We start from the raw sequence: 26132 nt of genomic DNA on the forward strand, positions 1-26132 counted from the left end.
TAGGGTGGAGGGATGTCTGACGCACTCGCGATCACCGGTGGTTACGTCGTCCCCGTCGTCGGGGACCCGATCGACGGGGGGACGGTCGTCGTCGTCGACGGTGTCATCACCGCCGTCGGTGGTGCGGAGACCGAGGTTCCCGACGGCGCCCGCGTCGTGGATGCGACGGGGAAGTGGGTGCTCCCCGGATTCGTCGAGGCCCACGGCCACCTCGGCGTCCACGAGGACGGCGAGGGATGGTCGGGCAACGACACCAACGAGATGACCGACCCCAACGGCGCCCGCTTCCGGGCGCTCGACGGCATCGACATCGAAGAGGTCGGCTTCCGCGACGCGCTCCGCGGCGGGGTGACGACAGCGGTCATCAAACCCGGATCGGGAAACCCCATCGGCGGGCGCACGGTGGCCATGAAGACCTGGGGTGGCCGCACGGTCGACGAGCAGGTGCTCGCGCACGACGTGTCGGTCAAGTCCGCCCTCGGTGAGAACCCCAAGCGGGTCTACGGCGAGAAGAAGCAGACGCCCTCGACCCGCCTCGGGGTCGCGGCGGTGCTGCGTCAGGCGTTCGTCGAGGCGCGCACGTACGCCGAGAAGTGCGCGGCCGCGGCGACGAAGGGCGAGCCGTTCGAGCGCGATCTCGGCAAGGAGACCCTGGCGTCCGTCCTCGACGGCGACCTGCTGTGGGACCAGCACTGCCACCGCCACGACGACATCGCCACCGCGATCCGCCTCTCGGAGGAGTTCGGGTACCGCCTCGTCGTCAACCACGGCACCGAGGGGCACAAGATCGCCGACGTGCTGGCGGAGAAGGACATCCCGGTGATCTTCGGACCGATGCTGACGTCGCGCTCGAAGGTCGAACTGCGCGACCGGGCGATCGGCAACCTGGCGCTGATCGCCGCCGCCGGCGTGAAGGTCGCGATCACCACCGACCACCCCGTGGTGCCGATCGAGCAGATCCGGTTGCAGGCGATCCTCGCCGTCCGCGAAGGTCTCGCCCCTCGGACGGCGCTCGAGGCTCTCACCGTCAACCCCGCATCGATCCTCCGCTTGGATGATCGGGTGGGGGCGCTCGCCGAGGGACTCGACGGCGACGTCGTCGTCTGGTCGGGCGATCCGCTCGACGTCGACTCGGCCGTCGAGCAGGTCTTCATCGGAGGCGCGCCGGTGCTCGAGCCCGCGGGCGACGATTCCGCCCCGCGGGTCGTGGAGCGCTGGGAGCGCTTCGGCCGGCGCTCGTGGATGGCCTGAGGAGTGGATGCCACGCCGCCGGCGACCCGGCGCATCCAGCTGACCCTCGGCAGACCGGCCCTGACGCTGTGGGCGGGCATCCGCCCGACTCTGGTGATCGGAGGCCGCGGGCAGCCGGTCCAGTGGGGTGCGGGCACCTGGCAGGTGGCGGCGGACGAGCCTGTCGAGCTCGGCGTGTACCTGTTCGCCCGCGGCTGGCGGTTCGGTGACGCGCAGGTGATCCTCTCCCCGGCCGACCCGCCGACCCTGCACTACCGCGCCCCGATCCTCCCCTTCGCGCGAGGCCGGTTCACTTCAGGCTGAGCGCTCCGCGTCGTCATCCTGCGCGCTCAGTCCGACCGGCACCCCGGCCGCGCGACGCGCAGCGCGGTCGACGCGCTGCGTGCGCACGATGAAGATCGTCAGTCCGATCCCGACCGGGATGAGCGCGAGGCCGACGATCCACGCGGCGTCGGCGAGGTACGAGCCCGGATCGGTGAACAACAGAAGCGTGTTCTGCGCGGCTTCGAGGACAGACCCCGCGCGCGCCTCCTCCGCGCCCCACACGATGAGGGTCGGGACGAGGAAGACGAGGATCAACAGCCACGCGAGGGCGATGTTCGCCCGCCGCACCCGGACGGCGTGCTTCGGCGACAGGTCGTTCATGTTCGCCGCGGCGAAGTCGCGGGGCCGGCGGTAGGCGAAGATCAGCACGACGAGGAGGGTCGCGACAAGCCCCGCGAGCATGCCGAGGAACCAGCCGGCGAGGAAGGGCAGCACGAACGGGTGCGGCTCTTCGAACCAGTAGTGGAAGCCGCTCGGCCGACGCGACGAGGCCATCGCGCCGGCCACGGACGGCACCCACGTGGTGACGAATCCCGCGACGGCGGTGAGGAAGGCGACCACCGGGCTGTAGACCATCGTGCGACGGAGCGTGTCGAGTACGTTGCCGCCGCGGCGCCAGAGCACCTGCATCACCACGGCGAACGTCGCGAGCATCGGACCCGCGAACATGCCGTTGCCGATCAGAGCGTCTCCGTCGGCATCAGCGGCGGCGAACACGGTGGACACGACGGTGAGGATGACCGCGAGCACCGTCACGGTGAGGACGAACGGGTTGCTCAGAACGTGTCGGAGTGGCGGGAACGGGCTCGGCTCGTTCGATCCGGTCGTGGCTCCCGAGTTCGAGCGCGCGGATGTGCGTCCCGAGGGAGGCGGGGGATTCGGCTGACCGGAAGCACGCATCCCGACATCCTCTCAGGCGCCGAGGTGTGATCGTTCACCCCCCATTCACGTGTCGGAGCCCCGCGCGGCCATGACGTGTCGACAGGATGCGGGCATGCGAGAGCGCGCGGCCCTTCGATTCCTCGACCGGCTGAGATTCGGCCCCCTCCACCGGCGGGTGTGGTGGCTGTCGGCCATGGGCATTCTGCTCGACGGCTTCGACTTCTTCATCGTCGGTGTCGCGGTGCCGCTCATCGTCGCCGACTGGGGGATCACCCCGCTCGAGACGGGGCTTCTCACCAGCGCCGCGGTGGTGGGTGCCATCTTCGGCGCGGCGATCATGGGGCCGCTCTCCGACCGCATCGGGCGGAAGCTCGCGTTCCGCATCGACCTCGGCATGTTCGTCGTCTTCGCCGTCGCCTCCGCCTTCGCCCCCGACATCTGGTGGCTGATCGCCTTCCGGTTCCTGCTCGGGGTGGGGATCGGCGCCGATTACCCGATCGCAGCGAGCTACGTCGCCGAGATCTCACCGGGGCGGCTGCGTCCGAGGCTGCTGATCGGGGCCTTCAGCTTCCAGGCCGTGGGACAGCTCCTGGGTGCGCTCGTCGGGCTCGTCGTCCTCACCGTCGATCCGCACCCCGAGGCCTGGAGATGGATGCTGGCGGCCGGCGTCGTCCCGGCGGTCATCATCGTGGCCCTCCGCCGGCGAGTGCCGGAGAGCCCGATCTGGCTGGCTTCCCAGGCGAGATACCTGCAGGCGGCCGCGGTGATGAGCCGGTTCGCCGGGCGCCAGGTCGTCGAGACGGAGATCCGGGATGTCTCGCCCTCGGCGGATCACCCCGTTCTGGTGCGTGCGACGGGGATCGTGCCGACCGTGCGCAAGCGCGCACTGTTCGCGGGCGAGTACCGGAAGGCGACCGCGCTCACGACCGTGCCGTGGTTCTTCATGGACATCGCCACCTACGGGGTCGGTGTGTTCACCCCGACGATCATCGCCGCACTCGCGCTCGGCTCCTCGGCGAGCACCCCGTTCATCGCCGATGACATCACCTCGACCGAGGGCGCCGCCGTGCTCGACCTGTTCCTCGTCGTCGGCTTCGCCGCCGCCATCCTGCTGGTCCGGCGTCTGGGACTCATCCTCATGCAGTCGGTGGGGTTCGTCGTGATGGCGGTGGCCCTGGTCGCGCTCGGATCGACGCAGCTCGTGGCGCCGTCACCGGTGCAGGTGGCGGTCATCTTCCTCGCGTTCGCCGCGTTCAACCTGTTCATGAACGGCGGACCCAACGCCACCACCTTCGCGATGCCGACCGCGGCATTCCCCGCCGAGGTGCGCGGCGCGGGCGCGGGCTTCGCTGCCGCCGCGGGGAAGGCCGGCGCGGCGGTCGGCACCTTCTTCTTCCCGATCCTGCAGGCAGAGCTCGGCCTCTTCGCCACGCTCTCGATCATCGCCGGCGGGTGCCTTCTCGCCGCCGCGGTGACGATTCTCTTCCGACACCAGGTGCGTCGCGAGCAGGTGATCCGCGATGCCGCGGGCGATGCCGATCTCGTGGGTGTGATCGGGTAGCGGTCTGCTCCGGCGGGATCAGCCGGCGCGCCGGGCGGGGGCCGGTCGGCCCTTGTCGCCGATCGGCAGCGCGATCGGCGTGGTTTCGGCGACTTCGTCGCTGAACTCCTCCGGCGAGGCCTGAACCACCGACAGCGGGCGGGTCTCGTCGATCGTCAGGCGGAAGCGGGCGTTCTCGCGGCGGTGCAGGCGTCCCGAGACGATGAGCCAGGTGGCACCGATCGCGAAGGCGACGAAGCCCGCGCCCGCGCCCAGCAGAATCGCGGCGCGGGGGCCGAACTCCGCGGCCACCCAGCCGACGATCGGCGCGCCGATCGGTGTGCCGCCCATGAGGATCGCCATGTAGAGGGCCAGCACGCGACCGCGGAGGGCCGGGTCGGTCGTGGTCTGCACGTATCCGTTCGCGGTGGTCAGCATGGTCACGACGGCGAAGCCGGTGAACATGAGCGTCACGGCATACAACCAGTAGACGGGCATGAATGCCGAGACGACGGCGGCCACCACGAACAGCAGCGCGCCGCCGATCACGACGCGGATGCGGGCCCGGTCGCGGCGTGCCGCGAGCAAGGCGCCGAACAGCGACCCGATCGCGAGGATCGAGCTGAGCAGGCCGTACCCGTCGGCGTCCCGGCCGAACTCCAGCGCCATGGTCGAGGCGAAGATCGGGAAGTTCATTCCGAACGCGCCCAGGAGGAACACCATCGAGAACGTCACGATGAGGTCGGGGCGGCGGGCCACGTAGCGGAAGCCGTCCGCGAGTCGCGAGGCGCCGGGCGCCTTGATCCGGGGGATGAGTTCGTGCGGGCGGATGAGGGCGAGCGCGACGATCATCGCGAGGAAGGTGGCGCCGTTGAGCAGGAACACCCACCCGGTGCCGACGGCGACGATGACGATACCGGCTACGGCGGGTCCGATCATCCGGGCGCCGTTGAACGACGCGGCGTTCAGTGCCACGGCATTCGAGGCGTTCTCGCGTGCGACCAGATCGGAGACGAAAGCCTGCCGGGCGGGGTTGTCGAACGCGGCGATGACGCCGAGTGCAAGCGCGAAGGCGTACATCAGCCACAGCGTCATCACGCCGACCAGCAGCAGGATGCCGATGACGATGCCGAGCACCATGAGGAGGCTCTGGGTCACCACGAGCAGTCTCCGCCGGTCGAACCGGTCGGCGACCCAGCCGGTGACGCCGACGAGGAGCAGCGGGGGTGCGAACTGCAGGGCCATCGTCACGCCCATCGCCGCGGCGTCGTTGTCGGTCAGCTGCGTGAGCACCACCCAGCTGAGGGCGGTGGCCTGCATCCACTGGCCGATGTTCGACACCAGCGCGCCGATGAACCACACGCGGTAGTTGAAGATCGAGAATGAACGGAACATCGCGCTCATCGGTCGGCCACCTTCCGCATGAGGTCGGCGGCTTCGGCGAGAAGGCGGCGGTCGGCCGGCGTCAACTCCGAGAGAGCCTGCTCGAGCCACGCGTCGCGGCGGCGCACGGTCTCGTCGACGACCTCGCGGCCGGCGGGGGTCAGGGTGATGTTGACCTTGCGTCGGTCGGTGTCATCCGGAGTCCTGGTGAGGTACCCGGCTTCTTCGAGGCAGTTGACCGTCCGGTTCATCGAGGGTGCGGTGACCCGCTCGCGCTCGGCGAGTTCGCCGAGGGTGTGCGAGCCGAACATCTTCAGCACGGCGAGCACGGCGAACTGCCCGTCGCTCATGCTGTCGATCGCGCGTTCCGCGCGAAGCCTGCGGGCGAGGCGGAAGGTCGCCATGCGGAAGTCGGATGCCTCGTCGGACAGGTTTTCGGGGGTGCTCATGCTATTCCTTAGCCTAGCTCATTAGTCTTGCTAAGTGTTGGAGTCGGTGCGAAGACCGCCGGGCAGCACGGGCTCGCGTCGCGACGGCTCTTCCCGTGCCCTGCGCAGCGGCCCGTTCGTCCCCCGTCCCTCCCACGCCGGTCGCTCCCACGCCGGTCGCTCCCACGCCGCCGCTCCCACGCCTCCGCTCCACGGGTCGCCCCCACGTCGATTCGTTCGTCGCAGATGTACGCAAAAGGGGGGTTCCGCCGTACATTTCCGACGAGCGAACGAAGGGAGGGGGCGGGGGGGCGCGGCGGAAAGCGTCGCGCCCGAGGGGCGAGCGGGAAGGGGCGGTGCGCAGGATGCGAGCGCGCAGCGAGGCGCGCAGTCGCCGGTGGACACAACCCCGCCCGCCGCTTCCAAGCCGTTCGTTCGTCGCAGATGTACGCCAAAGGGGGGTCACGTCGTACACCTCCGACGAACGAACGAATGGAGGGGTGGGGAGGGGCCCTGCGCGAGCGCGAGGGATGCGCGGGCGGGTGCCGCGGCTAGGCTCAAGCCATGCCCGAGTTCATCGACGCACACGGCATCGCGATCGTCTACGACGTCCACCCGGCCGAGACGCCCGCGCCTCGGGCCGTCGTACAGCTGCTGCACGGCGTCGGCGAGCACGCCGGACGTTACACGCGCCTGACGCAGACGCTCACCACCGCGGGGTACACCGTCTACGCCGATGACCACCGCGGGCACGGTCGCACGGGCCTGCGGCAGCACGACGGCGACCACTCCCGACTCGGCCGGCTCGGTCCCGGGGGCATGCCGGCCACGCGCGACGCGGTCTGGCAGTTCACCGAGCTCATCCGCGACGCCCACCCGGACCTGCCGCTGATCCTGCTCGGGCACTCGTGGGGTTCGTTCCTTGCGCAGATGCTGCTCAACCGTCACCCCGATGCCTACGACGCCCTCGTCCTCAGCGGCTCGGCGCTCATGTGGCCCGGGTCGCTGAATCCCGGCGACCTGAACGCGCCGTGGGCCGGGGAGGGTGCGACCGGGGTCGAGTGGCTGTCATCCGACGCGGAAGTCGGTCGTGACTTCCTCGACGATCCGCTGACGACCACGACGCCGCTGCGGAAGCTGTTCGGACTCTTCGACTCCGCACGGCTGTTCGAACGCCCGGGCCGCGGACTCGCGCAAGCGGCCGGTCATGACATCCCCGTGCTGCTGATGGTCGGGCGCGATGACACCGTGGGCGGTCCGCGGAGCGTCCATCGCCTCGCCGCGGCCTACCGCGAACGGTCGGGGTTCGCCGATGTCACCACCCTCGTCTACCCCGACGCGCGGCACGAGATCTTCAACGAGGTGGTGCAGGCCGAGGTGCGTGCCGACCTGCTGGCGTGGCTCGACCCGCGCTTTCCCGCGCGGGATTGAGCCGCAGCGCGTCGCCGGCTCGTCGCCGGCCCGTCGCCGTCGTCGGAGAAACGCGCCGTCGTCGCAGGATCCGGACGGATTCCTGAGACGCTCGCGCGATTCTCCGACGGCGATGACGGAACAGACGAGTGGATGCCGCGATGCGGCCGCCGTAGGCGACTCAGCCGCGCGCGCGGCGCGGCCGGCGGGTGCCTCGCTGGATGTCGGCGACGGTGCTGCCGGTGGTGAAGCGGGGAGCCGTCTGGGTGCGGGCGGCGCTGCCGGCGGCCTGACCGGCGCGGGCACCGTTCTGCCCCGACCGCGCGCCGGCGGTCGAGGCTGCGGCGCGCTCGCCGGACTGCGCGGAGCGCTCGCCCGCCGGGCGCCGTCCGCGGGAGCGGCCCCGGCCGCCACCGGCGCCGTCCGCGTTCCGCGCGGAACCGCCACCCGAGCTCGAGCGACCGCGCCCGCCGCTGCCGTTGCCGCTGCCTCCGCGACCCGACGAGGCGACGACCGGCGCCGGGGTGACGTGTTCGGCGACGGCGCCGACGAGCGCGGCGACCGTGGTGTCATCGGCCGCGACCTGCTCGAGGGGTGCGGTCACGTGAGCCTTGCGCAGCAGATCGCCGACCTCGCGACGCTGGTCGGGTGTCGCGACGGTGACGACGACGCCCTCGGCGCCCGCGCGGGCGGTGCGGCCCGAACGGTGCAGGTACGCCTTGTGCTCGACCGGCGGGTCGACGTGCACCACGAGCTCGACCTCGTCGACGTGCACACCGCGCGCGGCGACGTCGGTCGCGACGAGCACGCGCACACCGCCCTGGTCGGCGGGGGCGCCGAAGGCGGCGAGGTTGCGCTCACGAGCGTTCTGACCGAGGTTCCCGTGCAGGTCGACCGCGGGGATACCCGCGGCGGTGAGCTGCTTGGCGAGCTTCTTGGCCTGGTGCTTGGTGCGGGTGAAGAGGATGCGACGCCCGCGGCCCGACGCGAGGTGGCGCACGAGCGCCGCCTTGCCGTCGGAGGGAACGACGAAGACGCGGTGGGTCATGACGCCGGCGGGGACACTCTCCTCGTCGACCTCGTGGCGCACTTCGTTCTGCAGGAAGCGGCGGACGAGCGCGTCGACGCCGCGGTCGAGCGTGGCGCTGAAGAGCAGACGCTGCCCACCCTGCGGGGTGGCGGCGAGGATGCGGGTCACTCCGGGGAGGAACCCGAGGTCGGCCATGTGGTCGGCCTCGTCGAGCACAGCGATCTGCACGGCATCCAGCCGGATGACTCCCTGCTTCATGAGGTCTTCGAGGCGCCCGGGGCAGGCCACGACGATGTCGACGCCGCGGTTCAGCGCCTGCTCCTGGGGCTTCTGGCTGACGCCGCCGAAGACCGTGGTGACGGTGAGGTTCGCGGCGGCGGCGAGCGGGGCGATCGTCGCGGCGATCTGGGTCGCGAGCTCGCGGGTCGGGGCGAGCACGAGGCCGCGAGGGCGGCGAGGCTCGCGGCGGCCCCCCGCGAGACGGGCGACCAGCGGCAGCGCGAACGCGATGGTCTTGCCGCTGCCGGTGCGGCCTCGGCCGAGCACGTCACGGCCGGCGAGGGAGTCGGGGAGCGTGTCGCGCTGAATCGCGAAGGGCTCGGTCTTGCCGTCCGCGAGGAGGACGGCGGCGAGGTTCTCGGGCACGCCGAGAGAGGTGAAAGAAGACATGGAAGCTTTCGGTGAGGCTCGGCGCTGCGATGTGAGCGAAGAGCGGAAGGAGGCGACGGCGCGGGATCGCGCATCGGTTCGCCGTTCGTCGTGTGGCGGATCGGGAAATCTGCCGGTGGCCTCACAGGAGGCGGAAGCGTGACGACGACGCAGCGGCAAGGAACTGCCGCAGGACAACCGTAGCAGGCCGGCGGACCGCCAAGCTGAATGCGCCGGGTGCAGCGGCGCGACGAGGTGAGCGGATATGGTCGCGGGATGCTCTCTCCGACGCTCGCTGTGGCGCGATGGGGGGCGGTGCGCGCCGCCGTCGTGATCCTGAGCGCCCTGGCGGCGTCGATCCTGACCCTCGTGATCGATCCGGCCGAGGAACCGCGGCGCAATCCCGCGCTGCTCATCGCCGCCGTGCTCCTCGCGCTCGCCGCCGTCGTCTCGTCGCTTCGCATGGGTGCCGTTCCGGTCGGCTCGTCGGCCGGGCTGGCGCGATCGGTGACCACCGACAACGGCCGGTATCCCGGGACGGCGGCGCTTCGGGTGGTGGGACCGCTATCGCTGTCGGATGCCACGTGGTCGGCCACTCTCTTCGTCGTCGCAGCCCTGGGGCGGACGGTCGTGCGCATCGCCGCCGGGGTGTCGGATGCGGGGGAACTGGTGTTCATCCTGCTCGGTGCCGGCCTGTGGGCCATCGCCTACGGCGCGGGGTGGTCGGTCGGTGCGATCTTCGTCACCGCCGTCTCGACCGCTGTCCGACTCGCCGCGGCGCACCGGCGCGGACAGGCCGTCTCCTGGTCGTGGTGGGTCGTGCCGCCGATGCTGCTTCTCGTCGTGACCGCGCCCTTGCTGATGGGCGCCTACTCCCTGATGACCGGAGCGTCGTATTCAGGCCGCGGCCTCGCTCCCCTGGTCCAATTCCTCACGGACGACGGACGCAGCGCGGACGGCGCTGAGGTCATCGTTCTCTGGCTCGGAAAACTCGCCTTCGCTGCGCTCGCGGCCGGCATCGCCGCGCTCGCGGTCGATCGCGTGCGGCATGCGCGGGCGGGCCGACGCGGGGTGGACAGCGAATAGGCTGAGGCCATGCACGGCGAGTACAAGGTTCCCGGCGGAAAACTCGTGGTCGTCGACCTCGAGGTGCAGGGCGGGCGCATCGCCGACTTCCGCCTCGCCGGCGACTTCTTCCTCGAGCCCGACGACGCGCTGCCCCTCATCGATTCCGCCGTCACCGGGCTTCCCGTCGAGACCGACGTCGCCGGCATCGCGGCTGCGGTGCGCTCGGCCCTCCCCGAGGGGGCGCAGCTTCTCGGCTTCACCCCGGAGGCGGTGGGGACGGCCGTGCGCCGCGCGCTCGTCACCGCGCCCGGGTGGCGCGACTTCGACTGGGAGGTCGTTCATGACGCCCCGGTCTCGCCCCGGATGAACCTGGCGCTCGATGAGGTGCTCACCGAGCGCGTCGGCGACGGTCGGCGCCGCCCGACCCTGCGACTGTGGGAGTGGAACGAATCGGCCGTCGTGATCGGGTCGTTCCAGTCGTATCGCAACGAGGTCGACCCCGAAGGGGCGAACCGTCACGGGTTCGACGTCGTCCGGCGCATCTCGGGCGGCGGGGCGATGCTCATGGGCGCCAACTCGATCGTCACGTATTCGCTGTACGTGCCGGCCTCGCTCGTGGCGGGCATGACCTTCGCCGATTCATACGCCTTCCTCGACGATTGGGTGCTGCAGGCCCTGCGGTCGCTCGGCGTCGAGGCGGTCTACCAGCCGCTGAACGACATCGCCTCCCCAGAGGGCAAGATCGGCGGTGCCGCGCAGAAGCGACTCGCCAACGGCGGCGTGCTCCACCACGCCACCCTCAGCTACGACATGGACGGTCAGGTGATGACCGAGGTGCTCCGTATCGGCCGCGAGAAGCTCAGCGACAAGGGCACGGCGTCGGCCGCCAAGCGGGTCGATCCGCTGCGGCGGCAGACGGGCCTGCCCCGCGAGGCGATCATCGAGCGCTTCATCGAGACCTTCTCCACGCTCTACGGCGCCGAACCCGGCGCGGTCACCGATGAGGAGTACGCCGCGGCTCAGGCGCTCGTCGAGAGCAAGTTCGCCACCTCGGCCTGGCTGCATCGCGTGCCGTGACCACCCCGTCTCCACCCGCAGCGCCGCGGGGCTCGGTCACCGTCCACCACGGCGACAACCTCGACGTGATCCGGAACTTCCCCGACGCGTCGTTCACGCTGATCTACCTCGACCCGCCGTTCAACACCGGACGCATGCGGGAGCGGAGCGTCGAGCGCGCCCGCGCGACCGTTCCCGAGGCCCCGGCGGGCGTCGTCCGGCGCGGGTTCCACGGGCGCGAGTACGAGCGGCTGCGCGGCGACCTCCGCACCTACGACGACCGATTCGACGACTACTGGGGGTTCCTCGAGCCACGCCTGGAGGAGGCCTGGCGCCTCCTCGCGCCTGACGGCACGCTGTACCTGCACCTCGACTTCCGCGAGGCGCACTACGCCAAGGTGCTGATGGACGCCCTGTTCGGCCGCGAGAACTTCCTCAACGAGCTCGTCTGGGCCTACGACTACGGCGCGAAGACGCGGCGCCGCTGGCCGACCAAGCACGACACGATCCTCGTCTACGTCAAGGACCCCGATCGCTACTGGTTCGACTCCGACGGCGTCGACCGCGAGCCCTACATGGCTCCAGGCCTCGTGACCCCCGAGAAGGCCGCGCGCGGCAAGCTCCCCACCGACGTCTGGTGGCACACCATCGTCCCCACCACCGGCCGGGAGAAGACGGGCTATCCGACGCAGAAGCCCGAGGGGATCCTCCGCCGCATCGTGCAGGCCTCGAGCCGCCCCGGCGACCGGGTGCTCGACTTCTTCGCCGGGAGCGGCACGACCGCCGCCGTCGCGGCATCCCTCGGCCGCAATGCAGTGCTCGTCGACGACAACCCTGCCGCGATCGAGGTGATCCGCCGCCGCATCCCCGACGCGGAGCTCGTGACATCCGTTCCTTTCGAGCAGGTCGCCCGATCGGATGCCGCCCTGGAGCCGCTCCCGTAGGCTGAGGCCCGTGCGATACGGACTCTTCATCCCCCAGGGCTGGCGCCACGACCTCGTCGACATCGAACCCGCCGATCAGTGGCGGGTGATGCGCGAGCTCGCGCAGCACGCCGACCGCGGTCCGTGGGAATCGCTGTGGGTCTACGACCACTTCCACACCGTGCCTGTGCCGAGCGAGGAGGCGACGCACGAGGCGTGGACACTGATGGCCTCGTTCGCCGCGGTGACCGACCGAATCCGTCTCGGCCAGATGTGCACGTGCATGGGGTACCGCAATCCCGCTTACCTGGCGAAGGTCGCCGCCACCGTCGACATCGTCTCGGGCGGACGCACCGAGATGGGAATCGGCGGCGGCTGGTACGAGCACGAGTGGCGGGCCTACGGCTACGGGTTCCCGAAGATCGGCGATCGTCTCGGCATGCTCGAGGAGGGCGTGGAGATCATGCGCCAGGCCTGGACGACCGGCACCGCCACGCTCCACGGTCGTCACTACGACGTCGACGGCGCGCTCGTGCGCCCGCTGCCCCTGCAGGAGGGCGGGATCCCCCTGTGGATCGCGGGCGGCGGCGAGAAGGTGACGCTCAAGATCGCGGCGAAGTACGCGCAGTACACGAACTGGTCGAGTGAGCCGGAGGAGTTCACCCGCAAGGACGAGATCCTGCGCGCCCACGCCGACGACCTCGGTCGCGACCAGGCCGAGATCGTGCGGTCGGCGAACTTCAACACCGTCATCGGTGAGAACGAGAAGGATGTCGCGGCGCGTCTGGACCGCATCGAGCAGCGTGTCACCCCCTACCTGGGCGATCGCACCGCGGCCTTCATGGCCGAGTACCGCTCAGACCGCGGCCTCGTCGGCACCCCCGAGCAGGTCGCCGAGCGCCTCGCGGCGCTCCGCGAACGCGGTCTCGGCTACGCCATCCACTACTTCCCCGAGCACGCGTACGACCGCTCGGGCGTCAGCGAGTTCGAGCGTCAGGTCGTCTCCGCGCTGCGCTGAGCTTCCACGCTCCCGCGGGCTTCCACGCTCCTGCGGGTCTCAGCCCGCTGTGGATCCGCCCGAGCGCGGATCTCCGCGCGAAGGAGGATGTCCGAGCGGCGCCGCATCACACGAGCGCGGCGACGCTCGCGTAGGCGTCCCGCACCACGTCGGGCGCCGAGGACGGGCCGCCGAAGACGCGCGCCGTGCCCGGGGCGCTCGCCCACGTCGGCCACCCCGGGTCACGGTCGCGGACGAGTGCCACTGCCGAGCCGTGCACGGCGTCGGCGAGACTGCGGGGCGGGTCATCGCCGGCGATCGCCGACACCCCGTCGAGGTCGAGGCCGTCGAACCAGAACGGCACGTCGAGGCAGTGCAGCGACCACCTGCGGGTCGGCGACGGCCACGAGAAGGCGTACACCCACGTGTCGGCCCCGCCGCGCGCGTCGGCGGCGCGCACCACGGTCGAGCGGAAGATGCTGTCGCTGATGAAGCGTCCGATCACGGCCGCGCCACCCTTGCGCCGCTGCGACCCGTTCGCGGCGAGGTAGGGTCCGACGACCTCGGGATCGACGCCGATCCGTCGCAGCAGGAGCGCCGCCGGAATCAACCGCAGCGGCACGCGGATCCCGTCGGTGATCATCGTGAATTCGTCGTCGGTGGCCCCGACGACGAGCGCCTTTTCTGCGCCCACGCCGGCGCGAAGCGATTCGATCGTCGCCCGGGGGAGGAGCTCGCCGTCGATGACGGGCCCCCAGGGGAGTCCGTCGCGGAGGATGCCGGTCAGCGGCGCCAGCGGATCCCTCGACGCCACCTTCGCGGCATCCCGCTGCAGCGCGAGCAGCCGCTCCTCGGAGACGGATCGGAACCCCTCGAGGGTGGCGGCGACGCCCGCCAGGTCGGCGAGGCGCTCCGAGCGCTCCCGGGCGAGCGGCGCCGGGATGTCGCCGAGGGCGGGTGAGAGCGCCCACGCCGCATGGAAGAGGTGCTGGGCGGCCGGCATGGCGAGGAGGGTCAGCACCGCCCCGCCGCCGGCGGATTGCCCCGCGATCGTCACGCGGGACGGATCGCCGCCGAAGTCGCGGATGTGCTGCTGCACCCACTCCAGCGCGGCGAGCCAGTCGCGGACCCCCCGGTTGCTCGGCACCCCGGGGATCTCACCGAATCCGTCGAAGCCGAGGCGGTAGGAGACCGTGACGGTGACGACCCCGTCGCGGTTGAACGCGCGTCCGTCGTACCAGGGGCTCGCCGGCGACCCCGAGGTGAAGCCGCCGCCGTGGATGTAGACCAGCACCGGCAGCGCCGCGTCGGCGTCGCCGGGGCGCGGGGTGAAGACATTGACGTTCAGGGTCGACTCGCCCTCGACCGAGGGCTCGGGGATCAGCGTGATCCCGGTGTCGCCGCGCTGAGCGGTGGCACCGTACGCCGTGGCGTCGCGCACACCGTCCCACGGTGGGACAGGGGAAGGGGGTGCGAAGCGCCTCTCGCCGACAGGCGGTTCGGCGAACGGGATGCCGAGGAACGCTGCGGATGATCCAGGGTCGCCCGGCTCTCCCCGCCACAGGCCCCGCACCGCGCCGCAGGAGAGGCTGATGACCGCATCGTTCACGCTGGTCATCGTACGGCGTCCGTCGTTCGCCACCACAGAGCAGAAAACCTCCACGTGGAGGTTTTCTGCTAGCCTCGCCTCATCGTCCCGATCGGTCGACAGATCGACGTGAGAAGAGAGGTCGCGATGGCGCATCCGGAAGTCCTGCCCGAAGCGTCGGTCCAGCTGTACACCCTGGCCGAGCAGTTCACCGCCGATCCCGGCCGGTCTCTCGACCGCCTCGCCGAGATCGGGCTGCGTCACGTCGAGGCGTTCGCGTTCGTCGACCGGCCCGACGAGATCCGCGCGGCTCTCGACGCCAGCGGGCTCGACGCCCCGACAGGGCATGCGCCCCTTCTCAGCGACGAGCTGTGGACGCCGGACGGCGCCATTCCCACTCCGGCACCTGAGGTCGTGCTCGAGGCCGCCGCGCGGATCGGCCTGCAGACCGTCTTCGACCCGTTCGTGCCGGTGGAGCGCTGGCTGACCGAAGACTCGGTGGCCGAGCTCGCGGAGCGCCTGAACCGCGTCGCCGACCTCGCCGCGACCTTCGGGCTGTCCGTGGGCTACCACAACCACTCCCAGGAGTTCGTCGCGAGCTTCGACGGCGTCACCGCCTACGAGCGCTTCATCTCCCTCACCGATTCACGCGTCGCCCTCGAACTCGACCTGTACTGGGCGGCCGCCGGCGGGCAGGACGGCCCCGCCCTCGTGTCGCGCCTGGGTGAGCGGCTGCGGGCCGTGCACGTGAAGGACGGTCCTGTTCCGGCATCCAATCCCTTCGCCCCCGATGCTCCCGCCTTCGGCTCGGGCGCGCTCGAGCAGCGTCATGCCGGCACCGGTGAGGTGCCCCTGGCCGCGGCGCTCCGCGCCGGCGAGGGCGCGATCCGCTACGCCGTCATCGAGTACGACAACCCGCCGGGCGACGTCTTCGACGACATCGCCGCCAGCCTCGCCTTCCTCCGCGACGGGGGGTTCGTGCGATGAGCGGCGCGGTCGGCGTCGGCGTCATCGGCGCCGGGGTCATCAGCGACACCTACCTCGAGAACCTGCAGTCCTTCCCCGATGTGGACGTGGTCAGCGTCGGCGACCTCCTCGTCGATCGCGCCGAGGCCCAGGCTCGCAGGCACGGCGTCCCCCGCTGGGGAAGCGTCGACGATGTGCTGGCCGATCCCGACGTGCAGGTCGTCGTCAACCTCACGATCCCCGCTGCGCACATCGAGGTGTCGATGCGTGCGATCGGGGCGGGCAAGCACGTGTGGACCGAGAAGCCGATCGGTCTCGATCGCGACGGCGCCGCCGAGCTCCTCGCCGCCGCTGCGGCGGCCGGACTCCGGGTCGGTTCCGCCCCCGACACCGTCCTCGGCCCCGGTTTCCAGACCGCCAAGCGCGCGATCGCCGCGGGCGTGATCGGCGAGCCGCTCTTCGCGCAGACGGTGTTCCAGACGCAGGGGCCCGACCTGTGGCATCCCGCACCGCAGTTCCTCTTCGCCCGGGGCGCCGGGCCGCTCCTCGACATGGGCCCGTATTACTTCACGGGACTCGTCAGCCTCTTCGGCCCCGTCGACCGGGTGTCGGCCGTCGGCCGCAAGGCGCGCGCTGAGCGCGTCATCCACACCGGGCCGAACGCCGGCGCGACGTTCCCGGTCGAGGTGCCGACCACCGTGCAGGTGGTCACCACTTTCGAGAGCGGTCGGCAGGCGCAGAGCCTGCTGAGCTTCGACTCGGCGCTCGAGCGCACCGGCGTCTTCGAGGTGCACGGCACCGAGGGGTCGATCGTCCTGCCCGACCCCAACCAGTTCGCGGGGCGGATCGCCTACGTCACGCCGCTGGGGGTTCTTCGCGACGGCATGAGCGTCGAGCAGGAGTGGATCGACATCGCGCAGGAAGGCGTCGTCGTGGGGCGCGGGCTCGGCCTGCTCGACATGGTGCGCGCGATCGCCGAGGGGCGTCCTCACGTCGCGAGCGGCGACCTGGCGCTGCACGTCCTGGACGTCATGCTGTCGGCGGAGCAGTCGATCGAGACCGGCGAGTCGGTCCGCGTGGAGAGCACCGTCGACCCGGTGCCCGTCATCGACGGAGACTTCGACCCCTTCGCCCGGACCCTCTGAGGAGATGGCCGCGGAGTCGGCGTCGTCGGGGAGCCGGGGCGCCTCACCGAAGGGCATCGCGCGGCGGCAGGAGATCCTGGACCGCGCGATCGAGGTCTTCGCGCAGCGAGGATCGGACCGCACGAGCCTCCGCGCGATCGCGACCGAGGTCGGGGTGACCCACGCTGCCCTCCGCCACTACTTCGGGTCTCTCGAGGAACTGCTCGTCGAGGTGTACCGCCAGGCCCAGCGCGATCATGCCGTGGAGCTGTCGGCCGGGATGACGCCGACCGAGCTCATGCGGCTGTCCGCCGAGCGCAACCGCGAGATCCCGGGTCTCGTGCAGCTGTATTCGACCCTTGTCGCGACCGCGCTCGAGGACGGCCGCCCCATCGCCCGCGACTTCGTCGCCGCGCGGTTCGAGCGCCTCCGGGAGGAGCTGGCCGAGCAGGTGCGCCGCACGCAGGCGTCGGGCCGGATCCGCGCCGACGTCGATCCCCACGAGGTGGCTGCTCTCGTCATCGCCGCTTCCGACGGCCTGCAGTCGCAGTGGCTGCTCGAGCCGACTCTCGACTACGAACGCATCCTGGCACTGCTGGACCGGCTTCTCTCGCAGTGAGCTCCCGCCCGGGCGGGGTTCAGGATGCGAGGAACTTCAGCAGCGCCTCGTTGACCTCATCGCCGTGGGTCCAGAGCATGCCGTGGGGGGCTCCCTCGATCTCGACGTAGGTCGCATCCGGGAGCATCTCGCGGAAGCGCCGCCCCGTGGCATCGATCGGCAGGATGTTGTCGGCCGTGCCGTGGACGATCAGGGTCGGTACGTCGATCTTCTCGATGTCGGCGCGGAAGTCGGTCGGCCAGGTGAGCGGCGCCGCCGCGATCGCGGTGTTGCCCGCGCGGTTGGCGGTCTGAACGCTTGCGTCTACGGCCTCCTGCGAGATGCGGGAGCCGAGGTTCTCGTCGAGGTTGTAGAAGTCCGTGAAGAACCCGGTCAGGAACGCGTAGCGGTCGTTCTTCACCGCTGCGGCGGTCTCATCGAAGAACTCCTGCGGGGCCGCGCCATCGGGATTCTCGTCCGTCTTGAGCAGGAAGGGCTCCAGGGAACCGAGGAAGGCGGCCTTGGACACCTGGCCGCTGCCGTACGTCCCCAGGTAGCGGGCGATCTCACCGGTGCCCATCGAGAAGCCCACCAGCACGGCGTCGGCCAGGTCGAGGCGCTTCATCAGCGCGTCGAGGTCGGAGGCGAAGGTGTCGTAGTCGTAGCCGGAACCGACCTTGCTCGAGGCGCCGAACCCCCGGCGGTCGTAGGCGATCACGCGATAGCCGGCATCCAGCAGAGCCGCCTGCTGCTTGTTCCACGATTCGCTGTCGAGAGGGAAGCCGTGGATGAGCACGACCGCCTGACCCGATCCCTGGTCGGTGTAGAAGAGCTGGATGTCCGACGAGTTGTCCGTTCCGACGGTGACGAAAGCCATGCGGGTTCCCTACTGTTCACGATGTGCACCGGTATCGACGGGCGCCGCGGCGCCGACCGTCAGCGTAGAACGGCGGAGGTGGTGGCGGGAGGTCTTGCGCGTCGCGGGGCGGGGGAGTAGGCGTCACGCCTCGCGGCGCGCGCCCTCGGCGGCGGTGACCGCGAAGATCGTCGGTTCGTCGAAACCGCTGCGGGCGAAGGCCCTCGTCACGGTGTCGGTCACCTCGGGAACGCGGTCGCGGTCGACCAGCGCGATCGCCGCGCCGCCGAATCCGCCACCGGTCATCCGCGCTCCGATCGCCCCCGCCTCGAGCGCCGCATCGACGGCGGTGTCGAGTTCCGGAACCGAGATCTCGAAGTCGTCGCGCATCGATGCGTGCGACGCGACGAGCAGCTCGCCGATCGATCGAGGACCGTCGGCCCGCAGCATCCGCACCGTGTCGAGCACCCGCTGATTCTCGGTCACCACGTGTCGGACACGCCGGAAGATGACGTCATCGAGCTCGCGCTCGGCGCGGGCGAGGTCGCCGACCCCGAGATCGCGGAGAGACGCGACACCGAGCGCCGCCGCACCCGCCTCGCACGAGGCGCGGCGCTCACCGTACCCACCCGAGGCGTGGGAGTGCTGCACGCGGGTGTCCATCACGAGCAGGGTGAGCCCCGCGGCATCGAACCCCAGGTCGACGATCTCGACCTCGAGGCTGCGGCAGTCGAGCAGGATCGCCGCGTCGGCGGCCCCGAGGATCGAGGCCATCTGGTCCATGATGCCGGTGGGGGCGCCGACGGCCTCGTTCTCGGCACGCCGTCCCGCGCGCGCCAGGGCGGGCCGATCGAGACCCAGCTGCCACAGATCGTTCAGTGCGATGGCGACGGCGCCCTCGATCGCCGCCGACGACGACAGGCCGGCACCGACGGGCACGTTCGATGCGATGGCGATGTCGAGCCCGGTCGCGTGGGCCGCTGCGGCATCGGGGGCGGACTCGCCCAGTGCCCAGGCGACGCCGAGCGGGTAACGTGCCCACTCGGTGATGCTCTCGCGGCGGGCGGGGAAGAGGGTCGGAAGATCGTCGAGCGCGACGACCACCGGCTCGTCGGCGAAGGTCGAGGTGACCCGCAGCACCCCCTCGGTGTTCGGGGCGACGGCGGCCGCCGTGCGATGAGGGATCGCCAGCGGCAGCACGAACCCATCGTTGTAGTCGGTGTGCTCGCCGATCAGGTTGACGCGCCCGGGCGACGACCAGACACCGGCAGGCGCGGCGTCGGTGAGGCGGGCGAGGGCGTCGAGCGCCGCGTCGCGGGGGGCCGGGGTCGCGGCCATGGCGGGGGAGGGGTTGGTCACAGGGTCACCTCGGGAACGGATGCCACGGCCTCGCGCAGGCGCTCGGCGGCGGACTCGGGCGGGATGTCGCCGATCCACGCCCCCATCGCCGCCTCGGAACCGGCGAGGAACTTCAGCTTGTCGGCCGCGCGACGCGGCGACGTCAGCTGGAGGTGCAGGCGCGCGCTGTCGCGTGCGACGTGGACGGGGGCCTGGTGCCAGGCGGCGATGTAGGGGGTGGGGGAGTCGTACAGGGCGTCGATGCCGCGGAGGAGGCGGAGGTACAGCGGCGCGAGCTCATCCCGCTCGGCCGCCGTGGTCTCGGCGAAGTCGGCCACGTGGCGATGGGGGAGCAGGTGCACCTCGATCGGCCAGCGGGCGGCGAAGGGCACGAAGGCCGTCCAGTGCTCGCCGGCGAGGATTACCCGATCCGATGCCCGCTCGCTGTCGAGGATGCGCGAGAAGAGGTCGGGTCCGGTCCTCTCGATCGAGCGCAGCAGCGCCTGCGTGCGCGGGGTGACGTAGGGGTAGGCGTAGATCTGCCCGTGCGGGTGGGCGAGGGTGACGCCGATGGCCTCGCCGCGGTTCTCGAACGGGAAGACCTGCTCGATTCCGGGAAGGGCCGAGAGAGCGGCCGTGCGATCGGCCCACGCCTCGATGACCGTCCGCGCACGGATGGGGGTCTGCGTGCCGAACGAGCCCTCGTGGGCGGGGCTGAAGCAGACCACTTCGCAGCGGCCGACCGAGGTGCGGGTGCGGCCGAGCGAGAGCTCGCCGAGATCTTCCAGGTCGAGCGGCGGGTCGACGGCGGCGGGAGCGTCGCCGTGCGCGGTGCTCAGGGCCGGCCCGAACGACGGCGACCGGTTCTCGAAGACCGCGACGTCGTAACGCGAGGGGATCTCCGACGGGTTGGTGGGCGTCTGCGGCGCGAGGGGATCGAGCTCGGCCGGCGGCAGGAAGGCGCGGTTCTGGCGGGAGGCCGCCACCGAGATCCAATCGCCGGTCAGGACGTCCAGCCGCATGGTCGCGGTCTCGGGGCGAGGGTCCAGAGCGCGCGCGTCGACGGACCGCTCCGGGCCGAGGGTCGTGTCGGGGTCGTCGAAGTAGATCAGCTCGCGTCCATCGGCGAGGCGGGTCGAGCGCTTGGTGACACCTCCGGTCAGGTCCTCGACATCGGGGGTCGTCGACGGGGCGTCGGGGGCGCCGAACTCCTGCATGTTCACGTCAACACGATAGCCGGAGGGCCGTGATAACGTCAACATGCTTCGAATTGCCGGAGTTGTGTCGGTGGGAGTGGGCATGCGTCGAGTGTCGATGGCCGATGTCGCCGCGGCGGCCGGGGTATCGGGTCAGACCGTCTCCCGGGTGGTGAATGCCAGCCCGCGGGTGGATCCGGCCACGCGGTCACGGGTCGAGGAGGCCATGGCCCGGCTCGGCTACCGCCCCCACCGGGCCGCGCGGGCCCTGCGCACCGGCCGCACTCAGACGATCGGCCTCGTCGTGGCCACCCTCGATACCGTGGGGAACTCCCGCATGCTGCAGGCTGTGGCGGCGGCCGCCGCCGGGCGCGGGTACGGCCTGGCCGTCGCCACCGTGGCCGGACCGGAGTCAGCCGACGACGCCTTCGCGCGACTCGCCGATCAGGGGGTCGACGGCGCCGTCGTGCTGAACGAGGCGACGCCGTTCGCCGCGGCGGTTCCTGCCGCCGCGGGCTTCCGCCTCGTCCTCGTCGACGCGCCCGTCGTTCCGCGACCGAGCGGGGGCGAGTCGTCGGGAGTGCACGTCGTTCAGACCGACCACGCGGCGGGCGCCTACGAGGCCACCGCCCACCTTCTCTCCCTCGGTCATCGTCGTATCGCGCACATCGCCGGGCCGTCCGACTCGTTCGCCGCCGCGGAGCGGGAGCGGGGATGGCGGCGGGCCCTCGCCGAGGCCGCGCTGCAGCCGGGCGCGCCGGTGCGCGGCGACTGGAGCGCAGCATCCGGTCATGCCGCCGCCGGCAGCCTCGGCGATGCCACCGCCGTCTTCGTGGCGAACGACCAGATGGCGCTCGGCGCCCTGCGGGCCCTGGCCGACGCCGGCCAGGAGGTGCCGCGCGATGTCAGCGTGGTCGGCTTCGACGACATCGCCGATGCTGCGCAGTACCGTCCTCCGCTGACGACCGTTCGTCAGGACTTCGATGCCCTCGGTGCGAGGGCCGTCGCCGTTCTCATCGACGATGTCGAGTCGACGGGTGTCACGGCACCGATGGTCGAGACGCTCACTCCGACGCTCATCGTCCGAGCCAGCACCGCTCCTCTGCGCTGACCGGATCAGACGGTCGCGGCGCGTCGCGCCTCCCACCCGGTGCGGACCATCTCGTCGACGCTGTAGCGCATCTTCCAGTCGAGGTCGCGGGCGGCGAGCTCTCCGGTGGCGACGATGCGGTCGGGGTCGCCGGGGCGGCGAGCGCCGATCTCGGGCGTGAAGTCGATACCGGTGACCCGTGCCATGGCGTCCATGATCTGGCGCACCGACAGGCCGTCGCCCGAGCCCAGGTTGTAGGCGGCCTCGACAGGATCGCCCGCGGTCAGGCGCTGCGCGGCGACCGCGTGCGCGGCGGCGATGTCGGCGACGTGAACGTAGTCACGCACGTTCGTGCCGTCGGGGGTGTCGTAGTCGGCGCCGTTGATGCGGGGGGTGCGTCCCTCGATCAGCGCTTCGAAGACCAGCGGGAAGAGGTTGTGCGGTGAGGTGTCGTAGATCGCGCGGTCGCCCGAGCCCACCACGTTGAAGTAGCGCAGCGAGGTGTGGCGAAGGGGAGCGGCCGTCTCGGCGGTGGCGACCGCCTGATCGCGGATCAGCCACTCGCCGATCAGCTTCGACTCGCCGTACGGGCTCGCGGGGCGCTTGGGGAGGTCCTCGGTGACGAGCGGCACGTCGGGGGTGCCGTAGACCGCGGCGCTGGAGGAGAACACCAGGTTCGCCACCCCCGCCGACTCCATCGCCTCGAGGACGATCCGCGTGCCCTCGACGTTCTGCGCGTAGGTGTGCAGGGGCCGCTTCACCGAGACGCCGGCGTACTTGAAGCCCGCGACATGGATGACGCCCGTGACGGCGTGGTCGCGGAGGGTCTGCTCGACGAGCTCGCGGTCGAGGATGCTGCCCCGCACGAAGGGGACGCCGTCGGGGACGAATCCCGGGTGACCGCTGGAGAGGTCGTCGATGACGACGGGGGGAAGGCCCGCCGCATCCAGAGCTCTGACGATGTGCGCGCCGATGTAGCCGGCTCCGCCGGTGACAAGCCAAGACATGGCTCCATCCTGCCGCACGCGGTGGCAGAGCCCGGATCAGTCCTCGGGGAGGTTCCGGATCACGCGGATCGCGCGGGCCGCCGCATCCGCGTCGTCATCGACGCTTTCGGGGGAGAGCGTCACCACTCTCGTCCCCATGGCCTGGAGCGCGCTGATCTCGGCCGCGACAGGCCCTTCGACCCCCGCGACGCCCGCCCCGAGGATCAACCCCTGGGGCCGCTGGCCGCGCAGGGTCTGCAGGATCTTGCGCTCCCGCTCGGGGTCGCCGCCGGTCTCGGCCACGGTGAGGATCAACCCCGCCGCCTCGGTCTCGCGCGACAGCGCGCGGGTCAGCGCGCCGAACCTCTGATCGGTCATGTCGGTGACGACGAACGCCGTGATGGCCGAGGCGCCGCGCGCGATCGCCTGCGCGGCGACGTTGGCGGTGTAGCCAAGCTTCGTCGCGGCCGCCTCCACGCGGACTCGGTAGCTGTCGGCGACCTTGCGATTCGATCCGTTCAGAACGCGCGACGCAGTCGCCAACGACACCCCCGCTTCGCGGGCGACATCGTGGAGAGTGGGTGCACCTCGGGTAAGTGCGACGCTCTCGGTCACACGCTCAGTGTATGCCCCGCGGGGTCGACGCGGGCAGAAGAATTCGGTACGCTCCGCGCCGGTCGATGACGCGCGGGTGAGCGGGCGTGTCGGATCAGCCGTCGAGGGCCGCCGAAACGACCGCGCGTGCCTCCTCCTGCACCTGCCGAAGGTGCTCCTCGCCGCGGAGCGACTCGGCGTACAGCTTGTAGACGTCCTCGGTGCCCGACGGGCGTGCGGCGAACCACGCATCGGCCGTCTGCACCTTCAGGCCGCCGATCGCCGCGTCGTTCCCCGGTGCGTGCGAGAGCTTCGCGGTGATCGGGTCACCGGCGAGCTCGGACGCCGTGACGGCGTCGGGAGACAGCTTCGACAGCTTCGCCTTCTGCTCGGGTGTCGCGGGGGCGTCGACGCGCTGATAGGCGGATGACCCGAACTCGGCCTCCAGCTCGGCGTAGCGCTCCGACGGGGTCTTCCCGGTGACCGCGAGGATCTCGGCGGCGAGCAGGCACAGCAGGATGCCGTCCTTGTCGGTGGTCCACACCGTGCCGTCCTTCCGGAGGAACGAGGCGCCTGCCGACTCCTCTCCGCCGAAGGCGACCGAGCCGTCGAGAAGCCCGGGAACGAACCACTTGAACCCCACCGGCACCTCGTAGAGGCTGCGGCCGAGCCCGGCGACGACCCTGTCGATGATCATCGACGACACCAGGGTCTTGCCGACCCGCGCCCCGGCGGGCCAGTTCTCGCGGTGGGAGAAGAGATAGTCGATCGCGACAGCGAGATAGTGGTTCGGGTTCATCAGCCCCGCGTCGGGGGTGACGATGCCGTGCCGGTCGGCATCGGCGTCGTTGCCGGTGAGGATGTCGTAGTCGTGACGTTTGGCCACGAGCGAGGCCATCGCCGACGGTGACGAGGGATCCATGCGGATCTTCTCGTCCCAGTCCAGCGTCATGAAGCGCCAGGTCGGATCGACGTCGGGGTTCACGACCGTGAGATCGAGCTCGTACATCTCGGCGATGCGCGCCCAGTACTCCACCGAGGCGCCGCCGAGCGGGTCGGCGCCGATGCGCACGCCGGCCGAGCGGATGATGTCGACGTCGATGATGGTGGCGAGGTCGCGCACGTACGCTTCGCGGAAGTCGTAGCTTCCGAGCGTGTCAGCGTCGATGTCGCTGTACTTCCTGCGCGCGACGCCCTCGAGGCCGGCGGCGATGAGCTCGTTCGCGCGGCTCGCGATCCACCCGGTCGCGTCGGTGTCGGCCGGTCCGCCGTGCGGCGGGTTGTACTTGAACCCGCCGTCGGCGGGTGGGTTGTGGCTCGGAGTCACCACGATGCCGTCGGCCCGCCCGGGGTCATCCGCGCTCTTCCCGCGGTTGTAGGTGAGGATCGCGTGGCTGAGGGCCGGTGTAGGGACCCACGAGTCGCGGGAATCGACACGGACATCGATGCCCGCCGCGACGAGCACCTCGACCGCGCTCCGCTCGGCGGGGAGGGAGAGCCCGTGGGTGTCGCGCCCCAGGAACAGGGGACCCTCGATGCCCGCCATCCGCCGGTAGTCGACGATCGCCTGCGTGGTGGCGAGGATGTGGTCCTCGTTGAAGCTGGTGTTCAGCGACGATCCGCGGTGACCGCTCGTGCCGAACGCCACGCGCTGCGCGGGGACGGAGGCATCGGGTTTGCGATCGTAGTAGGCGGAGATGAGGGCGTCGATGTCGATGAGATCGGAGGCCTCGGCGGGCTTTCCTGCGCGCGTCATGCCCCCAGTCTGCCCCGATCGGGCCACCTCCCGCACGGGTTGACATGGCGGGTGGCTAGGCTGAACGCCGTGACTTCCGACGCCGCCGGGACCGAGGCATCCGTTCCCACTCGCCGGACCTACAGTTTCCTCGGCCCCGCCGGCACCTTCACCGAGGCGGCGCTCGCGCAGGTTCCCGAGGCCCGGGGACAGATCTGGCGGCCCGTGCACAACGTCGGTGAGGCCCTTTCCGACGTCGTCGACGATCGCGCGCACGCGGCGATGATCGCGATCGAGAACTCCGTCGACGGCGGTGTGTCCACCGCCCAGGACGCCCTCGCCACCGTTGCGGGTCTCCGGATCATCGGCGAGTACCTCGTGCCGGTCGACTTCGTGCTCGTCGGGCGCCGAGGAGTGCGGCTCGAAGACGTCTCACTCGTCTCGGCGCACCCGGTGGCCTACGCGCAGTGCCTGCAGTGGCTGACGCGGACCCTTCCCGCCCACGCGCACATCCCGGCATCCAGCAACGTCGCCAGCGCCCTGGGCCTTCTGGACGGCACCAGCGATGCGGATGCCGCGATCGCCCCGCCGGGGATCCTCGAGCACCACGACCTCGAGCTTCTCGCCGAGAAGATCGGCGACAACCTCAATGCCGTGACCCGGTTCGTGCTGGTCGGCAAGACCGTGGCGCCGCCCGATCCGACCGGAGCCGACAAGACATCGCTCATCGTCGAGCTTCCCGATGACCGCCCGGGGGCGCTCCTGGAGATGCTCGAGCAGTTCGCCACCCGCGGGATCAATCTCTCGCTCCTCGCCTCACGGCCGATCGGCGACGAGCTCGGCCGCTATCGCTTCGTCATCGACGCCGACGGCCATGTCCATGACGAGCGCATGGCCGATGCGCTGCTGGGCCTTCGCCGCTTCAGCCCGAAGGTGATCTTCCTCGGTTCGTACCCGCGGGCCGACCGAGCCGTCGTGCGCTATCCCGACCGGTACTCCGACGACGTCTTCGTCGAGGCGCGCGACTGGCTGCGAGGACTCCTCAGCGGCGAGCCCGAGCACTGATCGACCGCCGACGGCATCGGGTGTTCCTCGGGCTGCTCCCCGGTCCTACACTGACC

At 71.0% G+C, this 26132-nt stretch carries 24 protein-coding genes; 13 read left to right on the top strand and 11 right to left on the bottom strand.

The window, feature by feature from the left end:
• The first annotated feature begins 12 nt into the window (after window positions 1-12).
• Together V6S02_RS13965 and V6S02_RS13970 are read left to right on the top strand one after the other, a co-directional pair.
• Entirely contained in the window at window positions 13-1251 is a 1239-nt protein-coding gene (locus V6S02_RS13965) for an amidohydrolase (RefSeq protein ID WP_336401327.1), read from the top strand.
• A 3-nt stretch (window positions 1252-1254) separates the two neighbouring features.
• Window positions 1255-1554, top strand: coding sequence for a hypothetical protein (locus V6S02_RS13970; RefSeq protein ID WP_336401328.1), 300 nt, complete (start codon window positions 1255-1257; stop codon window positions 1552-1554).
• Here the strand turns inward: V6S02_RS13970 and V6S02_RS13975 are convergent.
• Window positions 1546-2475, bottom strand: a complete 930-nt coding sequence (locus V6S02_RS13975; protein WP_336401329.1) for a hypothetical protein — start codon at window positions 2473-2475, stop codon at window positions 1546-1548. The genes V6S02_RS13970 and V6S02_RS13975 overlap by 9 nt on opposite strands.
• Window positions 2476-2569: 94 nt before the next feature.
• Between V6S02_RS13975 and V6S02_RS13980 the strand changes: the two genes are divergently transcribed.
• Window positions 2570-4018, top strand: coding sequence for an MFS transporter (locus tag V6S02_RS13980; RefSeq protein WP_336401330.1), 1449 nt, complete (start codon window positions 2570-2572; stop codon window positions 4016-4018).
• A gap of 18 nt (window positions 4019-4036) precedes the next feature.
• On the opposite strand, the gene V6S02_RS13985 is transcribed toward V6S02_RS13980, so the two are convergent.
• Window positions 4037-5401: an MFS transporter gene (locus V6S02_RS13985; protein WP_124292401.1), complete on the bottom strand. Its 1365-nt coding sequence runs from the start codon at window positions 5399-5401 to the stop codon at window positions 4037-4039.
• The gene (locus V6S02_RS13990) at window positions 5398-5829 is read right to left on the bottom strand and encodes a MarR family winged helix-turn-helix transcriptional regulator (protein ID WP_240638777.1); all 432 of its coding nucleotides are present in this window, start codon (window positions 5827-5829) and stop codon (window positions 5398-5400) included. The genes V6S02_RS13985 and V6S02_RS13990 overlap by 4 nt, the downstream gene beginning before the upstream one ends.
• Window positions 5830-6372: 543 nt before the next feature.
• On the opposite strand from V6S02_RS13990, the gene V6S02_RS13995 reads away from it, so the two are divergent.
• The gene (locus V6S02_RS13995; RefSeq protein WP_336401331.1) at window positions 6373-7239 is read left to right on the top strand and encodes an alpha/beta fold hydrolase; all 867 of its coding nucleotides are present in this window, start codon (window positions 6373-6375) and stop codon (window positions 7237-7239) included.
• Window positions 7240-7399: 160 nt separating this feature from the next.
• On the opposite strand, the gene V6S02_RS14000 is transcribed toward V6S02_RS13995, so the two are convergent.
• Window positions 7400-8917 carry a DEAD/DEAH box helicase gene (locus V6S02_RS14000; protein WP_336401332.1) on the bottom strand — a complete coding sequence of 506 codons (1518 nt, stop codon included), beginning with the start codon at window positions 8915-8917 and terminating at the stop codon, window positions 7400-7402.
• A gap of 255 nt (window positions 8918-9172) precedes the next feature.
• On the opposite strand from V6S02_RS14000, the gene V6S02_RS14005 reads away from it, so the two are divergent.
• The 4 genes from V6S02_RS14005 to V6S02_RS14020 are packed head-to-tail and all read left to right on the top strand — an operon-like array spanning window position 9173 to window position 12961.
• Window positions 9173-9982 carry a hypothetical protein gene (locus V6S02_RS14005; protein WP_336401333.1) on the top strand — a complete coding sequence of 270 codons (810 nt, stop codon included), beginning with the start codon at window positions 9173-9175 and terminating at the stop codon, window positions 9980-9982.
• A gap of 9 nt (window positions 9983-9991) precedes the next feature.
• On the top strand, window positions 9992-11041 hold the full coding sequence (locus V6S02_RS14010) for a lipoate--protein ligase family protein (protein WP_336401334.1): 1050 nt from the start codon (window positions 9992-9994) through the stop codon (window positions 11039-11041).
• The gene (locus V6S02_RS14015; RefSeq protein WP_336401335.1) at window positions 11038-11964 is read left to right on the top strand and encodes a DNA-methyltransferase; all 927 of its coding nucleotides are present in this window, start codon (window positions 11038-11040) and stop codon (window positions 11962-11964) included. Before V6S02_RS14010 ends, V6S02_RS14015 begins: the two co-directional genes overlap by 4 nt.
• Before the next feature lie 10 nt (window positions 11965-11974).
• Window positions 11975-12961: a TIGR03560 family F420-dependent LLM class oxidoreductase gene (locus V6S02_RS14020; RefSeq protein WP_336401336.1), complete on the top strand. Its 987-nt coding sequence runs from the start codon at window positions 11975-11977 to the stop codon at window positions 12959-12961.
• 106 nt (window positions 12962-13067) lie between these two features.
• Here V6S02_RS14020 and V6S02_RS14025 read toward each other — a convergent pair whose 3' ends face one another.
• Complete coding sequence (locus tag V6S02_RS14025) at window positions 13068-14558, bottom strand: carboxylesterase/lipase family protein (RefSeq protein ID WP_336401337.1); 1491 nt, start codon at window positions 14556-14558, stop codon at window positions 13068-13070.
• 117 nt (window positions 14559-14675) lie between these two features.
• Here V6S02_RS14025 and V6S02_RS14030 point away from each other — a divergent pair, with 117 nt between their 5' ends.
• From V6S02_RS14030 to V6S02_RS14040, 3 genes are read left to right on the top strand one after another with little or no spacing between them, the layout of a single operon-like run.
• Complete coding sequence (locus tag V6S02_RS14030) at window positions 14676-15515, top strand: sugar phosphate isomerase/epimerase family protein (RefSeq protein ID WP_336401338.1); 840 nt, start codon at window positions 14676-14678, stop codon at window positions 15513-15515.
• A complete protein-coding gene (locus tag V6S02_RS14035; RefSeq protein ID WP_336401339.1) occupies window positions 15512-16639 on the top strand; it encodes a Gfo/Idh/MocA family protein in 1128 nt (375 codons plus the stop codon). The genes V6S02_RS14030 and V6S02_RS14035 overlap by 4 nt, the downstream gene beginning before the upstream one ends.
• Window positions 16640-16643: 4 nt before the next feature.
• The gene (locus V6S02_RS14040) at window positions 16644-17237 is read left to right on the top strand and encodes a TetR/AcrR family transcriptional regulator (RefSeq protein ID WP_336401340.1); all 594 of its coding nucleotides are present in this window, start codon (window positions 16644-16646) and stop codon (window positions 17235-17237) included.
• Between the two features lie 19 nt (window positions 17238-17256).
• Here the strand turns inward: V6S02_RS14040 and V6S02_RS14045 are convergent, their stop codons facing one another.
• The 3 genes from V6S02_RS14045 to galT all read right to left on the bottom strand — a co-directional run bounded on the left by V6S02_RS14045 (window position 17257) and on the right by galT (window position 20627).
• On the bottom strand, window positions 17257-18093 hold the full coding sequence (locus V6S02_RS14045; RefSeq protein ID WP_336401341.1) for an alpha/beta fold hydrolase: 837 nt from the start codon (window positions 18091-18093) through the stop codon (window positions 17257-17259).
• A 123-nt stretch (window positions 18094-18216) separates the two neighbouring features.
• Window positions 18217-19410: a galactokinase gene (gene galK / locus V6S02_RS14050; RefSeq protein WP_336401668.1), complete on the bottom strand. Its 1194-nt coding sequence runs from the start codon at window positions 19408-19410 to the stop codon at window positions 18217-18219.
• A 17-nt stretch (window positions 19411-19427) separates the two neighbouring features.
• Window positions 19428-20627 (bottom strand): galactose-1-phosphate uridylyltransferase, encoded by a 1200-nt coding sequence (gene galT, locus V6S02_RS14055; RefSeq protein WP_336401669.1) that lies wholly within the window; start codon window positions 20625-20627, stop codon window positions 19428-19430.
• 82 nt (window positions 20628-20709) lie between these two features.
• Here galT and V6S02_RS14060 point away from each other — a divergent pair, with 82 nt between their 5' ends.
• On the top strand, window positions 20710-21717 hold the full coding sequence (locus V6S02_RS14060; protein ID WP_336401342.1) for a LacI family DNA-binding transcriptional regulator: 1008 nt from the start codon (window positions 20710-20712) through the stop codon (window positions 21715-21717).
• Between the two features lie 5 nt (window positions 21718-21722).
• On the opposite strand, the gene galE is transcribed toward V6S02_RS14060, so the two are convergent.
• From galE to pgm, 3 genes are all read right to left on the bottom strand, one after another.
• Entirely contained in the window at window positions 21723-22703 is a 981-nt protein-coding gene (gene galE / locus V6S02_RS14065; RefSeq protein ID WP_336401343.1) for a UDP-glucose 4-epimerase GalE, read from the bottom strand.
• 36 nt (window positions 22704-22739) lie between these two features.
• Window positions 22740-23297, bottom strand: coding sequence for a LacI family DNA-binding transcriptional regulator (locus V6S02_RS14070; protein WP_336401344.1), 558 nt, complete (start codon window positions 23295-23297; stop codon window positions 22740-22742).
• A 94-nt stretch (window positions 23298-23391) separates the two neighbouring features.
• Window positions 23392-25032, bottom strand: coding sequence for a phosphoglucomutase (alpha-D-glucose-1,6-bisphosphate-dependent) (gene pgm, locus V6S02_RS14075; RefSeq protein ID WP_336401345.1), 1641 nt, complete (start codon window positions 25030-25032; stop codon window positions 23392-23394).
• Window positions 25033-25101: 69 nt separating this feature from the next.
• Between pgm and pheA the strand changes: the two genes are divergently transcribed.
• A complete protein-coding gene (pheA, locus tag V6S02_RS14080) occupies window positions 25102-26076 on the top strand; it encodes a prephenate dehydratase (RefSeq protein ID WP_336401346.1) in 975 nt (324 codons plus the stop codon).
• Window positions 26077-26132 lie beyond the last annotated feature (56 nt).

Source organism: Microbacterium sp. CCNWLW134, from assembly GCF_037083565.1.
Classification (GTDB): domain Bacteria; phylum Actinomycetota; class Actinomycetes; order Actinomycetales; family Microbacteriaceae; genus Microbacterium.

Excerpts from the sequence above, each read along its gene's own strand:
- V6S02_RS13965 (WP_336401327.1), top strand. The coding sequence starts at position 13 with ATGTCTGACGCACTCGCGATCACCGGTGGTTACGTCGTCCCCGTCGTC.
- V6S02_RS13975 (WP_336401329.1), bottom strand. The coding sequence starts at position 2,475 with ATGCGTGCTTCCGGTCAGCCGAATCCCCCGCCTCCCTCGGGACGCACA.
- V6S02_RS13980 (WP_336401330.1), top strand. The coding sequence starts at position 2,570 with ATGCGAGAGCGCGCGGCCCTTCGATTCCTCGACCGGCTGAGATTCGGC.
- V6S02_RS13985 (WP_124292401.1), bottom strand. The coding sequence starts at position 5,401 with ATGAGCGCGATGTTCCGTTCATTCTCGATCTTCAACTACCGCGTGTGG.
- V6S02_RS13990 (WP_240638777.1), bottom strand. The coding sequence starts at position 5,829 with ATGAGCACCCCCGAAAACCTGTCCGACGAGGCATCCGACTTCCGCATG.
- V6S02_RS13995 (WP_336401331.1), top strand. The coding sequence starts at position 6,373 with ATGCCCGAGTTCATCGACGCACACGGCATCGCGATCGTCTACGACGTC.
- V6S02_RS14000 (WP_336401332.1), bottom strand. The coding sequence starts at position 8,917 with ATGTCTTCTTTCACCTCTCTCGGCGTGCCCGAGAACCTCGCCGCCGTC.
- V6S02_RS14005 (WP_336401333.1), top strand. The coding sequence starts at position 9,173 with ATGCTCTCTCCGACGCTCGCTGTGGCGCGATGGGGGGCGGTGCGCGCC.
- V6S02_RS14010 (WP_336401334.1), top strand. The coding sequence starts at position 9,992 with ATGCACGGCGAGTACAAGGTTCCCGGCGGAAAACTCGTGGTCGTCGAC.
- V6S02_RS14025 (WP_336401337.1), bottom strand. The coding sequence starts at position 14,558 with ATGACCAGCGTGAACGATGCGGTCATCAGCCTCTCCTGCGGCGCGGTG.
- V6S02_RS14030 (WP_336401338.1), top strand. The coding sequence starts at position 14,676 with ATGGCGCATCCGGAAGTCCTGCCCGAAGCGTCGGTCCAGCTGTACACC.
- V6S02_RS14035 (WP_336401339.1), top strand. The coding sequence starts at position 15,512 with ATGAGCGGCGCGGTCGGCGTCGGCGTCATCGGCGCCGGGGTCATCAGC.
- V6S02_RS14040 (WP_336401340.1), top strand. The coding sequence starts at position 16,644 with ATGGCCGCGGAGTCGGCGTCGTCGGGGAGCCGGGGCGCCTCACCGAAG.
- V6S02_RS14045 (WP_336401341.1), bottom strand. The coding sequence starts at position 18,093 with ATGGCTTTCGTCACCGTCGGAACGGACAACTCGTCGGACATCCAGCTC.
- galK (WP_336401668.1), bottom strand. The coding sequence starts at position 19,410 with ATGGCCGCGACCCCGGCCCCCCGCGACGCGGCGCTCGACGCCCTCGCC.
- galT (WP_336401669.1), bottom strand. The coding sequence starts at position 20,627 with ATGCAGGAGTTCGGCGCCCCCGACGCCCCGTCGACGACCCCCGATGTC.
- V6S02_RS14060 (WP_336401342.1), top strand. The coding sequence starts at position 20,710 with ATGCGTCGAGTGTCGATGGCCGATGTCGCCGCGGCGGCCGGGGTATCG.
- galE (WP_336401343.1), bottom strand. The coding sequence starts at position 22,703 with ATGTCTTGGCTTGTCACCGGCGGAGCCGGCTACATCGGCGCGCACATC.
- pgm (WP_336401345.1), bottom strand. The coding sequence starts at position 25,032 with ATGACGCGCGCAGGAAAGCCCGCCGAGGCCTCCGATCTCATCGACATC.